The 11,623-nt window shown below is 71.9% G+C and carries 14 protein-coding genes and 1 pseudogene; 7 read left to right on the forward strand and 8 right to left on the reverse strand.

All coding sequences use genetic code 11. The features are described from left to right. The 3 genes and pseudogenes from E6P78_RS25525 to E6P78_RS25535 form a co-directional block, all read right to left on the reverse strand. Window positions 1-116, reverse strand: a pseudogene (locus E6P78_RS25525) (electron transfer flavoprotein subunit beta); the annotation flags it as partial. Window positions 117-317: 201 nt separating this feature from the next. Next, window positions 318-824: a flavin reductase family protein gene (locus tag E6P78_RS25530; RefSeq protein WP_136205990.1), complete on the reverse strand. Its 507-nt coding sequence runs from the start codon at window positions 822-824 to the stop codon at window positions 318-320. Window positions 825-1,020: 196 nt separating this feature from the next. Continuing rightward, window positions 1,021-1,347 (reverse strand): thioredoxin family protein, encoded by a 327-nt coding sequence (locus tag E6P78_RS25535; protein ID WP_136205991.1) that lies wholly within the window; start codon window positions 1,345-1,347, stop codon window positions 1,021-1,023. A gap of 220 nt (window positions 1,348-1,567) precedes the next feature. On the opposite strand from E6P78_RS25535, the gene E6P78_RS25540 reads away from it, so the two are divergent. Next, the gene (locus E6P78_RS25540; protein WP_136205992.1) at window positions 1,568-2,290 is read left to right on the forward strand and encodes a lysophospholipid acyltransferase family protein; all 723 of its coding nucleotides are present in this window, start codon (window positions 1,568-1,570) and stop codon (window positions 2,288-2,290) included. Window positions 2,291-2,374: 84 nt separating this feature from the next. Here E6P78_RS25540 and E6P78_RS25545 read toward each other — a convergent pair whose 3' ends face one another. From E6P78_RS25545 to E6P78_RS25555, 3 genes are read right to left on the reverse strand one after another with little or no spacing between them, the layout of a single operon-like run. Continuing rightward, window positions 2,375-3,457 carry a low specificity L-threonine aldolase gene (locus E6P78_RS25545; protein ID WP_136205993.1) on the reverse strand — a complete coding sequence of 361 codons (1,083 nt, stop codon included), beginning with the start codon at window positions 3,455-3,457 and terminating at the stop codon, window positions 2,375-2,377. Further along, window positions 3,436-4,203, reverse strand: coding sequence for an SDR family NAD(P)-dependent oxidoreductase (locus E6P78_RS25550; RefSeq protein ID WP_136206040.1), 768 nt, complete (start codon window positions 4,201-4,203; stop codon window positions 3,436-3,438). Before E6P78_RS25550 ends, E6P78_RS25545 begins: the two co-directional genes overlap by 22 nt. A gap of 26 nt (window positions 4,204-4,229) precedes the next feature. Continuing rightward, complete coding sequence (locus E6P78_RS25555; protein WP_136205994.1) at window positions 4,230-5,627, reverse strand: DUF6421 family protein; 1,398 nt, start codon at window positions 5,625-5,627, stop codon at window positions 4,230-4,232. Window positions 5,628-5,920: 293 nt separating this feature from the next. Here E6P78_RS25555 and E6P78_RS25560 point away from each other — a divergent pair, with 293 nt between their 5' ends. Further along, the gene (locus tag E6P78_RS25560; protein ID WP_136205995.1) at window positions 5,921-6,604 is read left to right on the forward strand and encodes a glycerophosphodiester phosphodiesterase family protein; all 684 of its coding nucleotides are present in this window, start codon (window positions 5,921-5,923) and stop codon (window positions 6,602-6,604) included. Between the two features lie 45 nt (window positions 6,605-6,649). Here the strand turns inward: E6P78_RS25560 and E6P78_RS25565 are convergent, their stop codons facing one another. After that, entirely contained in the window at window positions 6,650-7,210 is a 561-nt protein-coding gene (locus tag E6P78_RS25565) for a GNAT family N-acetyltransferase (RefSeq protein WP_136205996.1), read from the reverse strand. A 246-nt stretch (window positions 7,211-7,456) separates the two neighbouring features. On the opposite strand from E6P78_RS25565, the gene E6P78_RS25570 reads away from it, so the two are divergent. The 5 genes from E6P78_RS25570 (at window position 7,457) to E6P78_RS32915 (ending at window position 11,031) form a co-directional block, all read left to right on the forward strand. Then, a complete protein-coding gene (locus E6P78_RS25570) occupies window positions 7,457-8,050 on the forward strand; it encodes a DUF5134 domain-containing protein (RefSeq protein ID WP_136205997.1) in 594 nt (197 codons plus the stop codon). Window positions 8,051-8,136: 86 nt separating this feature from the next. Further along, the gene (locus tag E6P78_RS25575) at window positions 8,137-9,072 is read left to right on the forward strand and encodes a M56 family metallopeptidase (protein ID WP_136205998.1); all 936 of its coding nucleotides are present in this window, start codon (window positions 8,137-8,139) and stop codon (window positions 9,070-9,072) included. A 268-nt stretch (window positions 9,073-9,340) separates the two neighbouring features. Then, window positions 9,341-10,033 carry a phosphatase PAP2 family protein gene (locus tag E6P78_RS25580; protein ID WP_136205999.1) on the forward strand — a complete coding sequence of 231 codons (693 nt, stop codon included), beginning with the start codon at window positions 9,341-9,343 and terminating at the stop codon, window positions 10,031-10,033. Between the two features lie 46 nt (window positions 10,034-10,079). Further along, a complete protein-coding gene (locus tag E6P78_RS25585; protein ID WP_136206000.1) occupies window positions 10,080-10,781 on the forward strand; it encodes an HAD-IA family hydrolase in 702 nt (233 codons plus the stop codon). A gap of 70 nt (window positions 10,782-10,851) precedes the next feature. After that, window positions 10,852-11,031, forward strand: coding sequence for a hypothetical protein (locus E6P78_RS32915; RefSeq protein WP_168712696.1), 180 nt, complete (start codon window positions 10,852-10,854; stop codon window positions 11,029-11,031). Window positions 11,032-11,237: 206 nt separating this feature from the next. Here E6P78_RS32915 and E6P78_RS25590 read toward each other — a convergent pair whose 3' ends face one another. Next, window positions 11,238-11,606 (reverse strand): helix-turn-helix domain-containing protein, encoded by a 369-nt coding sequence (locus E6P78_RS25590; RefSeq protein WP_136206001.1) that lies wholly within the window; start codon window positions 11,604-11,606, stop codon window positions 11,238-11,240. Window positions 11,607-11,623: the final 17 nt, after the last annotated feature.

Consider the following 11,623-nt stretch of genomic DNA (forward strand, 5'->3'; position numbering starts at 1 on the left):
AGCTCCGACAGCAGACCGTCGACATCCTCACGATCCAACGTCAGGTCATCGGCGAAATGCCGGTCACCGGTCGCGTCGGGCACGTACTTCACACAGACAACGATCCTCAAGCTCACGCCGGCTCTCCTACTGCATCGTCATTTCCGGGCTGCCTTGTTGCACGCAGCATAGGCGCCTGATGGGGCGATTTCCGGTCGGGGCGACCGACGCTCCGACCGTAATATTACTCGCCAGTACACCCAGCGGGTGCCCAATGAGCAAGCGCTTTGCACTGTGATCTGCCCAACGCACGGCGTCCGGGAACCAGCCGGGTGCCCTCAGTCTCGCAGAGCCGTGAATCTGCCCTGGTGATAGACGAGCGGGCGGCCGCCGCCCGCCGGGTCGCCTTCGACGACCTGCGCGATCACGATGCGGTGGTCTCCGGCCGGAACCCGGGCCACGACCCGGCAGACCAGCCATGCCAGCACGCCGTCGAGCAGCGGAACGCCTTCCGGGCCGCTGCGCCAAAAGGTGGACGGGCCGAAGCGGTCGGCGCCGCTGCGGGCGAAGGTGGCGGCCAGCTCCTGCTGGTGCTCGCCGAGTATGTGCACACCGACGTGCTCGGCCTCGGCGATGACCGGCCAACTGGAGGACGAGGTGGCGACGCCGAAGGAGACGAGGGGCGGCTCGGCCGCCACGGAGTTCAGCGAGGTGGCGGTGAAGCCGACGGGCCGGTCGCCGGCCGCGGTGATCACGGCGACCCCGGCGGCGTGCTGCCGGAACACCGAGCGCAGGAGATCCGGGGATGCCGTGCGGGGCTCACCGAGCCCGGGTGATGCCGTCATGGGGAGGTCCTTCTGCGCGTCAGGGGTGCGGGGCCGCGGATGTTCAGGCATCCGGACAGCACGCGCCGGCGGTACGGACGAGATCGATGTGCGCCCGGCCTTGGAGCAGGAGTTCTGACGGCATAGCGTCAGACTGACGATGCACGGTCGGCGCAGTCAAGGGCGTCCTACGAGGTGGGAGAAGCATCACGGCCCGTCACATCGCCTGCCCAAGTGCCGCGACGACATCGACGGTGCGGGGCCGGCCGACGGCCCGGCGGACGATCCGGCCCCCGGCGTCGAGGACCAGCACGGTCGGGGTGCGGCTGATGCCCAGGTCGCGTACGAGAGTGAGATGCGCCTCTGCGTCGATCTCCACATGGGCGACCCCTTCGATCATCCCCGCCACCTCGGCGAGGGTGCGGCGGGTGGCCCGGCAAGGCTGGCAGAAGGCGGTGGAGAACTGGACGAGAGTGGCCCGCTCCCCCAGTTCCGCGCCGAGTTGGGCCGCGTCCAGCCTGTCCGCATGCGCCTGCCCGTCCACCTTCGGCCTCCCATCAGAGCTCTACGCAGAGCATCAGCACCTCCGGCCGCCCGGACATTCCCCGGCCGCGCCACGTGACGAGAATCTCGCGCCCCGGACCCGCCGAGACTGGCCACCGCGTCGCGCATGGGGCACGATCGGGCCAATGCCGAAAACCTACGGCTGCGTAACTTCCGCCGGGAGAACCCTCCGCAGGCGCTGAAGAAAGGGTCTTCCCCAGATGGCAGAACTCGTCTATCGGCCGGTCATCGGCGCCGCTCGCACGTTGTTCAAGGCGCTCGACCTGAAGATCGACACTCAGGGTTCGGAGCACATCCCGAAGACCGGCGGCGCCGTTCTGGTCAGCAACCACATCAGTTATCTGGACTTCATCTTCAGCGGACTCGCGGCGCTCCCGCAGAAGCGGCTGGTCCGCTTCATGGCCAAGGAATCCGTTTTCCGGCACAAGGTCTCCGGACCGCTGATGCGCGGCATGAAGCACATTCCCGTCGACCGCAAGCAGGGCGAGGACGCGTACGCGCACGCGCTGGCCTCGCTGCGTTCCGGGGAGATCGTCGGGGTGTTCCCCGAAGCGACGATCTCGGAGTCCTTCACGCTGAAGAGCTTCAAGTCGGGCGCGGCGCGCCTGGCGCAGGAGGCGGGGGTGCCGCTGGTGCCGATGGCGCTGTGGGGCACGCAGCGGCTGTGGACCAAGGGCCGGCCGCGCAACTTCAAGCGCAACCACATCCCGGTGACCATCCGCGTGGGTGAGCCCGTGGAGGCCCCCACCGACCAGTACGCGGGCGCGATCACGCGTCGGCTGCGCGAGCGCGTGCAGGAGCTCTTGGAGGCGGCCCAGCGGGCCTATCCGGTGCGTCCGAAGGACGCGAGTGACACGTGGTGGGTGCCCTCGCACCTGGGCGGTACGGCTCCGACACCGGCCGAGGTGCGCGAGCGCGGCTGACTGCGCGGGGCCGCGGCCCCGCGCCGAAACGTCACTCCGGGGTGCGGACGGCCGTCCGCACCCCGGAGTCGCGCTCTGCCGCCCCTACGCGGCCGCCATCTCCTCCTTGAGCGCGAGGAGGAAGCCGTCGACGTCCTCCTCGGTGGTGTCGAAGGCACACATCCAGCGCACGTCACCGGCCTGCTCGTCCCAGAAGTAGAAGCGGAAGCGCTTCTGCAGCCGCTCGGTCACGGCGTGCGGCAGCCGTGCGAAGACGGCGTTGGCCTGGACCGGGTAAAGGATCTCCACGCCGTCCACCGCGCGTACGCCCTCGGCGAGCCGCCGGGCCATCGCGTTGGCGTGCCGGGCGTTGCGCAGCCACAGATCACCGGCGAGCAGCGCCTCCAGCTGTACGGAGACGAAGCGCATCTTGGAGGCGAGCTGCATCGACAGCTTGCGCAGGTGCTTCATGGCGCGGACGGCGTCGGGGTTCAGGACGACGACGGCCTCGCCGAAGATCGCCCCGTTCTTCGTGCCGCCGAAGGAGAGGACGTCGACGCCGACGGTGTTGGTGAACGTGCGCATCGGCACGTCCAGCGAGGCCGACGCGTTGGCTATGCGGGCCCCGTCGAGGTGGACCTTCATGCCGTGCCCGTGGGCGTGTTCGCAGATGGCGCGGATCTCGTCGGGTGTGTAGACCGTGCCGAGCTCGGTGTTCTGCGTGATCGAGACGACCTGCGGCATGGCCCGGTGCTCGTCGTCCCAGCCGTACGCCTGCCGGTCGATGAGCTCCGGCGTGAGCTTGCCGTCCTCGGTGGGGACGGTCAGCAGCTTGAGGCCGCCGACCCGCTCGGGCGCGCCGCCCTCGTCGACGTTGATGTGGGCGGATTCGGCGCAGATGACCGCACCCCAGCGGTCGGTCATGGCCTGGAGCGACACCACGTTGGCGCCGGTTCCGTTGAAGACCGCGAATGCCTCCGCGGTGGGGCCGAAGTGGCTGTGCATCACGCGCTGGAGGTGGCCCGTGTAGTCGTCCTCGCCGTAGGCGACCTGGTGACCGCCGTTGGCGAGGGCCAGTGCCGCCAGGATCTCCGGGTGCGTTCCCGCGTAGTTGTCACTGGCGAAACCGCGTACCCGCGGGTCGTGATGGCGACGCGCGTCGGTCTTTACGGTTGCGGGGTCAGCCACAGGCGCTTTCCGTTCACTTCCGGGGCGGGCCGGTCCCAGACGCCGGCGATGGCATCGGCCAGTTCCTTGACGTCGGTGAAGCCCGCGAACTTCGCATTCGGGCGCTCGGCGCGCATCGCGTCGTGCACCAGTGCCTTCACGACCAGGATCGCAGCCGCGCTGCGGGGACCGTCCTCGCCCCCCGCCTTGCGGAAGGCGTCGGCGAGCGCGAGGGTCCAGGCCTCGGCCGCCGCCTTGGAGGCGGCGTACGCGGCGTTGCCCGCGGTGGGCTTACCGGCCCCCGCCGCGCTGGTCAGCAGATAGCGGCCGCGGTCGCTGCGCAGCAGCCCGTCGTGGAAGGCGAGCGAGGTGTTCTGGACCGTGCGGATCAGCAGCTTCTCCAGCAGCGTCCAGTCGGCGGGGTCGGTCTCCGCGAAGCTCGCGCTGCCGCGCCAGCCGCCCACGAGGTGGACCAGCCCGTCGACCCGGCCGAACTCCTTCTCCGTCTTGGCCGCCCACTCGCGGGTGGCGGCGAGGTCCAGCAGATCCACGGTGTCGCCGGTGACGGTGGCCCCGCCGTGGGCGTAGCGGGCCGCGTCGACGGCCTCGGCGAGCTTGGTGGGGTGCGAGTCCGCGGCGACGACGACCGCGCCCGCCTCGGCGAGCCTGAGCAGTGTGGCCCGGCCGGCCGGTCCGGCCGCTCCCGCGACGGCGACCACGGCTCCTTCGAGCGCACCGCTTCCGTCGCCCCCGGTTGTTCCGTTCATGGCCACCGCCTCCTCACGACGTGCGCTCACGCGGCCGCCTTCCCTGCGTCCGCGGCGGTGATCCCCTTGGTGGAGGCGATCACGTTCTTCAGCTTCTTGGAGAGCGCCTCATAGAACATGCTCAGGGGAAACTCGTCGGGAAGCACGTCGTCGACGAGTTTCCGGGGCGGCTGGGAGAGGTCCAGCGCGTCCGGGCCCTTGGCCCAGCGGGAGCCGGGGTGCGGGGCGAGGTAGGTGGAGACGAGGTCGTAGGCGGCGAACCAGTGGACGAGCTTGGGGCGGTCGATGCCGTCCCGGTAGAGCTTCTCGATCTCGGCGCAGAGCTGGTTGGTGACCTGCGGGGCCCGCTCCCAGTCGATCTTGAGCGTGTTGTCGGTCCAGCGCACGACGTCGTGCTTGTGGAGGTAGGCGAAGAGGAGCTGGCCGCCGAGGCCGTCGTAGTTGCGTACGCGCTCGCCGGTGACCGGGAAGCGGAACATCCGGTCGAACAGCACGGCGTACTGCACGTCGCGGCCCTGGGCGAAGCCGTCGGCCTCCAGCTTCACGGCCTCCTTGAAGGCGGTGAGGTCGCAGCGCAGCTCTTCGAGGCCGTACATCCAGAACGGCTGGCGCTGCTTGATCATGAAGGGGTCGAACGGCAGGTCGCCGTGGCTGTGGGTGCGGTCGTGGACCATGTCCCAGAGCACGAAAGCCTGCTCGCAGCGCTGCTGGTCGTCGATCATGTCGCGGATGTCGTCGGGCAGCTCGACGCCGAGGAGGTCGACGGAGGCCTCGGTGACGCGGCGGAAGCGGGCGGCCTCGCGGTCGCAGAAGATGCCGCCCCAGCTGAAGCGCTCGGGGGCCTCGCGCACGGCGATGGTCTCCGGGAAGAGCACCGCGGAGTTGGTGTCGTAACCGGAGGTGAAGTCCTCGAAGGTGATGCCGCAGAACAGCGGGTTGTCGTAGCGGGTGGCCTCCAGGTCGGCGAGCCACTCGGGCCAGACCATCCGCAGCACGACCGCTTCGAGGTTGCGGTCGGGGTTGCCGTTCTGGGTGTACATGGCGAAGACGACCAGGTGCTGGAGTCCGTCGGCGCGGTCCTTGGCCGGCTGGAAGGCCAGCAGGGAGTCCAGGAAGTCGGGGACGCCGAAGCCGTCGGCCACCCAGCGGCGCAGGTCGGCGACGAGGGCGCGGTGGTAGGCGGCGTCGTGCGGGAGGAGCGGGGAAAGCTCCTCGACCGCGGCGGTCACCCGGGCCACGGCGTCCTCGGCGAGCGCCGGCGTGGGCGCGCCCTCGGCCTCGAAGTCGATGGAGCCGTCCTTCGACTGCCAGGGGCGGATCTCCTCCACGGCGTTCTTGAGCGCGGGCCAGGCCGGGTGCTCAACCACCCGCGGCGCGGCAGCTATGCCGCCGGATGCGGCTTCGTGCACAAGAATTTCCGTCATAACACTTCCTCTACGGGAGAACCTCGCGTCCGACAACCGTATCCGCGCAGGGCTCATCGGGACAAGTGGCGTCGTGGAAATCGTCCTGCCGACCCCCATGGTCACCGATGTTTTTCCTGCCGCACGGCACTACGGCAGCCTCTTCGGCGGGTGCGCGGCCCTGCGGGGACGGCCTGCGCCCCTCCCCCGTACGGCGTGCGCGGGACATTAGGCTGCCGATTGCGGTCATAGCGCCGTGCCGTGCGGGTATGAGCAGAGCGCGGGAAAAGAGCGTCGACGGAAGCGAGCGTGCCTTGTCTTTTCTCACCATCGGTCATCGCGGGGCGGCGGGTGTCGAACCGGAGAACACCCTGCGCTCGTTCGTCCGCGCCGAGGAAGCCGGCATGGACCTGATCGAGCTGGACCTGCATCTGAGCAAGGACGGCGCGCTGGCCGTCATGCACGACGCCGAGGTGGACCGGACGACTGACGGCAAGGGCCCGATCGCGGAGAAGACCCTCGCCGAGCTGCGCGCGCTGGACGCGGGCCAGGGCGAACGGGTGCCGGTCTTCGAAGAGGTCCTGGACGCCGTGCGCTCCCCGATCCAGGCGGAGATCAAGGACGTGGCCGCCGCCCGCACGCTGGCCCGGGTGATGCGGGAACGCGATCTCGTCGGCCGGGTCGAGGTGATCTCGTTCCACGACGAGGCCATCGCCGAGATCGCGCAGCTGGTCCCGGGTGTGCGGACGGCCCTCGTGGCCAGCCGGTGGGGCGACGACGTGGTGGACCGCGCGAAGGCGGTGGGGGCCACCCGGCTGGTGCTGAACATCCGGCGCATCACCCTGGAGCTGGTGGAGAAGGCCCACGCCGAGGGGCTGACGGTGGTGGGCTGGGTGGTCAACACGCAGGACCACCTGCGGCTGGCCCGCGGGCTCGGGCTCGACGGCGCGACCACCGACTACCCCGAGATCCGCCGCGCGGGCCGCTTCACCGCGTAGCGCCCCGGCCTGACACGTCAGGCCTCCCGCGGCAGGCCTCCTGCGTCAGACCTCCTGCGGCAGCTCCTTGATGAGCAGCTCGAAGACGAGGTCGTCGCGCTGCGGTATGCCGAAGCGCTCGTTGCCGTACGGGAACGGGGTCAGCTTGCCCGTGCGGCGGTAGCCGCGGCGCTCGTACCAGGCGATGAGCTCCTCGCGCACGGAGATCACCGTCATGTGCATCTCGCGCGCACCCCAGCTCTCCCGGACGGTGCGCTCGGCCTCGGCGATGATCAGCTTGCCGAGGCCGGCGCCCTGGAGCGCGGGGCGTACCGCGAACATCCCGAAGTAGGCGGCCTCACCACGGTGTTCGAGCTGACAGCAGGCGACCAGGACACCGTCGCGCTCCACCACGAGCAGCCGGCTGCCCGGGCCCTCCACCACCTCGCGCACCCCCTGCGGGTCGGTGCGCCTGCCCTGGAGGATGTCCGCCTCGGTGGTCCAGCCGGCGCGGCTGCTGTCACCGCGGTACGCCGACTCGATCAGCTCCACGAGCGCGGTGACGTCCGCTTCGGTCGCGTCGCGGAAGGTCAGCTCTCCCGATTCCCGGGGCGGGGCGGTGTCCATGGCGGGGCTTCTCCGGTTTCTCTGCGGGGGCGGTGCCGCAGAAGCGTAACTCCCGGTGCCGCGTCCGGGCTCCGGACGGTTTTACGGGGCGTGCTGCGGCGGCGCGAGGGGCGCGCGCACCAGGCGCATCGCGAAAACACTCCCGCCGCGCGCTCCCCCAGTACCCCAGTGCGCCGCGTACGGGCCACCGGCCCCGGGCATCGAGTAGTCGACGGCGATGTCGTTTCGCCCGGGGGGAGGGCCGCTGTGCACGGACCGGCGATGTCCGGATGGCTGCTGATGGCGTTGTGCGCGGTGACGGGCGCGTACTGCGCGCTGCGGACCCGTACGGGTAGTGAGGAGGAGCGCAGGACCGCGCGCGCGGAGGCTCTGATGGGCTTCGGCATGGCCGCGATGGCGATACCGGCCGCCGCGGTCGCCCCGCCCACCTGGGGATGGGCCGTGTACGCCGTGCTGTTCGGTGTCGCGGCCCTGCGCGCCCTGTGGTTCTCCCGGCGCAGCGGCCATCACCTGCACCATCTGGTCGGCTCCTCGGCGATGGTCTACATGGCCGTGGTGATGGCCCGGGCGGGCGGCTCGGGGCACGGGGCCCACGGCGCCCACGTCATGGGCTCGCACAGCATGGCCGCGGCAGGCGGCGTACCGCTGCTGACCGGCCTGCTCCTCGTCTACTACGCCGTGTACGTGCTGCGCTCGGGCGCGCGGCTCATACCGGTGGCCGCCACGGCCTCCGGGGGCGGCGGGCCCGCGCCGGCGGGGTGGGGGGCGCGGCCGGAGCTCGCGCTGGCCTGCCGGCTGACCATGGGCATAGCCATGTTCGCGATGCTGCTCACCCTGTGAGACGTGGGCCGCGGACGTCCGTGGTGTGCGTCACTTGGCGCGCACAGCCATACCCGTGTGTGGCGCACCCCTCATAGGCTGGCGCCATGTGGGTCTCCCTAGCGCTGCTGCTGCTCGGTGCACTGGCCGCCGTCGTGACCCCGCGCCTGATGGCGCGGGCCGAGTGGCCCGAGCGCGAGCCCGTGGTGGCGCTGTGGGTCTGGCAGTGCGTGGTGGCCGCGGTGCTGCTGTCGTTCGGGCTGGCCATGACGTTCAGCGCCGCCGCGGCGTGGCAGGCGGTGCGCGGCCATGTCTTCGCGCCCGCGCCGCACGCCGTCGTCGAGGCGTACGCACTCGCGGACTACGGCCCGTGGTCGGCCGTGATGGCGGTGCTGCTGGCCCTCGGCGGGGTGTGGACGGCGGCCATGCTGGCCCGGGAGATCCACCGGGCGCACCTGCGGCGCAGGCAGCGGCGGGCCGAACTCCTGGTGCGCGCCCCGCTGATGCCCGGCGAGGAGCCCGGCAGCGGGCGCCTGGTGGTCCTTGAGGGCGAGCGCCCCGATGCCTGGTGGCTGCCGGGGGCCGCGCCCCAACTCGTCATCACCACGGCGGCGCTGGGGCGGCTGAAGGGGCGGCAGCTCGACGCGGTCCTGGCCCATGAGCAGGGCCACGCGCAGGCGCGGCACGACTGGCTGCTCAACTGCTCGGGGGCGCTGGCCTCGGGGTTCCCGCAGGTTCCGGTGTTCGCGGCGTTCCGCGGCGAGATGCACCGGCTGGTCGAGCTGGCGGCCGACGATGTGGCGTCGCGGCGCTTCGGCCGGCTGACGATCGCCCTCGCCCTGGTCGAACTCAACGAGGACCGGGGCGTTTTCGGTCCCTGCCCAACCGCGGACGCGGAGCTGCCGCTGCGGGTGAACCGGCTGCTGGCCCCGGCGGGGCGGCTCACGGCCGCCCGACGGCTGCGGCTGACCGCCGCCGCGGCGCTCGTTCCCGTGGTGCCGTTGCTGGTCGCCTTCGTCCCGGGGCTCAGCGCGCTGAGCTGAGGGGGCTGCGGCGGGCTGCGACAGCGTCCCGGTGACCGGCGCCGGGTGCGGCGGCGTCCCGGTGACCGGCGCCGGGTGCGGCGGCGTCCCGGTGACCGGCGCCGGGTGCGACAGCGTCCCGGTGACCGGCGCCGGGTGCGGCGGCGTCCCGGTGACCGGCGCCGGGTCCGGTGTCCGGTGCTCCGGGTGCGTTCCCCGATGGGCTGAACCGTCTGCCGTCCGGGGCTCTGGAATGGCCGGAGGTGGTGGGCTCCGCGAGGATCGTGCCATGCACGTGTCCCCGTACTCCCCCGCGGACCGCGCCCGCGCCTCTTCGCCGCTCCCGCGCGCGGGGACCGTGTGCGCGGTGCTCGCGGGGGCGGTGACGGCCCTGGTCGCCGCCCGGTGGCAGCCGCTGACGGACCTCGACCGCTCGATCGCGCACGCGCTGCACCGGCGGGCGGTGGCCGAGCCCGGCCTCGTCCACGTCAACCGGCTGCTGACGGACTGGCTGTGGGACCCGTGGACGATGCGCGCCCTGATCGCCGTCGCGGTGGTGGCTCTGTGGTGGCGCGGCGCCCGGCCGCTCGCGGTCTGGGTCGCGGCGGCGACCGTGGTCTCCGCTCTCCTTCAGCAGGGGATCAAGGCCGCCGTCGACCGGGACCGGCCCCGGTGGCCCGATCCGGTGGACTCCGCCTCGTACGCGGCGTACCCCTCCGGGCACGCGATGACGGCGACGGTGGGCTGCGGTCTGCTGCTGTGGCTGCTGCGCCGGTCGGGCGCCCGGCGCCGGCTGTGGCGGGCCGCCCTGGGCGCGGCTGCCGTCTCGGTGGCCGGGGTCGGTCTCACCCGGCTGTATCTGGGTGTGCACTGGCCGTCCGACGTGCTGGGCGGATGGCTCCTGGGGGCGGCGCCGGCGGCCTTCGCGGCCTGCGGCTACGAGCGGTACGCGGCCCGCGGCCGGACCGGCCGGGCGGCCTGAACAGGCGCCCTTGCCCGCCCCCAGACCGTGGGCGAGGATCGGTGCCATGCCGATCAAGGGTGCGCTCTTCGACTTCTCCGGGACGCTGTTCCGGATCGAATCCGTCCGTTCCTGGCTCGCCGGAGCCCTCGAAGAGCAGGGGGTGAGCGTGGGCGAGGCGGACTTCGAGCGGTATGCGACGGAGCTGGAGGCGTTCGGCGCGCTGCCGGGCGGCCCCGGTCCGCAGCGGATGCCCGAGGAGCTGGTGGACGGCTGGGCGCACCGCGACGAGAGCGCGCAGCTGCACCGCGCGGTGTACACCGGCCTGGCCCGCCAGGTCCCCCTGCCCGACCCGGGGCTGTACGACGTCCTGTACGACCGCCATCTGTCGCCGGACGCCTGGCGTCCGTACCCGGACGCGGCGGAGGTGCTGGCCGGGCTGCGTGCGGCGGGGGTGCGAATCGGGGTCGTCAGCAACATCGGCTGGGACCTGCGGCCGGTGTTCCGGGCGCACGGCCTGGACCCGTACGTGGACGCGTACGTCCTCTCCTTCGAGCACGGCGTCCAGAAGCCGGACGCACATCTCTTCCACACGGCCTGCACACTTCTGGGGCAGCACCCGACGGATGTGGTGATGGTCGGCGACGACCGTGTGGCCGACGGCGGGGCGGCCGCGCTGGGCTGTGAAGTGCGATTCGTGCGGCACGCGCCGGTGGATGAGCGGCCGGACGGACTGCGGGAGCTCGGACTGGCCGCGATGGTTGCCTGACAGAGATGTGAGAGATGTCCCTGACGCGCAATGGGTCGGATTGTCACATCGGGGCCTTAGCCTGGTAGGTATGTCCCCGACTTCGTGCCCGTCCGACTCCGTACGCTCCGCCGCAGTGGTGAATGAAGACATTCGCGACCTGTGGCGGCGTTCGGGCGGCCACCTGTCTCCGGAGGACGAGGAGGAGTACCAGCGTCTGCTGGTCGAGTGGGCCGCCGTCACCAAGCACAACTCCAGGTCCGCCGCCTGAGGCGTGCCGGCTCCGGCGATCCCCTGCGTCGCCGGAACCGGGCACGGCACTCCGGCCGGCGCGGGCCGCGTATGGGCCCCGTGGGCCGTCCGCGGGCGGTGGCGGGCCGGGCGGGGGCTACAGCATGTCCCGTCGCGGCTGATCGGTCAATGAATTACCGGGCCGGGTGCGCGCGGAGCGCCGAGGGCGGGAACCGGCGGGCCCGGTCAGCCCTCGCCGAGGCGGCCGGCCTGGAGCGCCGCCGCTTCGAGGATGCCGGCGAGCAGCCCGGGGAACAGCGCTTCGAGGTCGTCGCGCCTGAGCCCGTTCATCTTGGCGGTGCCCCGGTAGGTCTGCCGGACGATGCCGCTCTCGCGGAGCACCCGGAAGTGGTGCGTGGTGGTGGACTTGGTGACCGGCAGGACGAAGCAGGAGCAGGTGAGCTCGTCCTCGGCCGCCGCCAGTTCCCGGACGACGGACAGCCGCACCGGGTCGGACAGGGCGTGCAGGACCGCTTCGAGCCGGATCTCCTCGCGCGCGGGGTGGGCCAGGGTGCGCGCGCCCGCTGCCGGGGCCGTGGTGCTCGCAGGGGTCACGGTGGCTCTCCGTATCG

Source organism: Streptomyces sp. A0958 (genome assembly GCF_004795035.1).
Taxonomy (GTDB): domain Bacteria; phylum Actinomycetota; class Actinomycetes; order Streptomycetales; family Streptomycetaceae; genus Streptomyces.

Coding starts and splice junctions, on each gene's coding strand:
- E6P78_RS25575 (WP_136205998.1), top strand. CDS start 8,137: ATGTGGGTCTCCCTAGCGCTGCTGCTGCTCGGTGCACTGGCCGCCGTC.
- E6P78_RS25565 (WP_136205996.1), bottom strand. CDS start 7,210: ATGGACACCGCCCCGCCCCGGGAATCGGGAGAGCTGACCTTCCGCGAC.
- E6P78_RS25530 (WP_136205990.1), bottom strand. CDS start 824: ATGACGGCATCACCCGGGCTCGGTGAGCCCCGCACGGCATCCCCGGAT.
- E6P78_RS25540 (WP_136205992.1), top strand. CDS start 1,568: ATGGCAGAACTCGTCTATCGGCCGGTCATCGGCGCCGCTCGCACGTTG.
- E6P78_RS25550 (WP_136206040.1), bottom strand. CDS start 4,203: ATGAACGGAACAACCGGGGGCGACGGAAGCGGTGCGCTCGAAGGAGCC.
- E6P78_RS25585 (WP_136206000.1), top strand. CDS start 10,080: ATGCCGATCAAGGGTGCGCTCTTCGACTTCTCCGGGACGCTGTTCCGG.
- E6P78_RS32915 (WP_168712696.1), top strand. CDS start 10,852: ATGTCCCCGACTTCGTGCCCGTCCGACTCCGTACGCTCCGCCGCAGTG.
- E6P78_RS25580 (WP_136205999.1), top strand. CDS start 9,341: ATGCACGTGTCCCCGTACTCCCCCGCGGACCGCGCCCGCGCCTCTTCG.
- E6P78_RS25555 (WP_136205994.1), bottom strand. CDS start 5,627: ATGACGGAAATTCTTGTGCACGAAGCCGCATCCGGCGGCATAGCTGCC.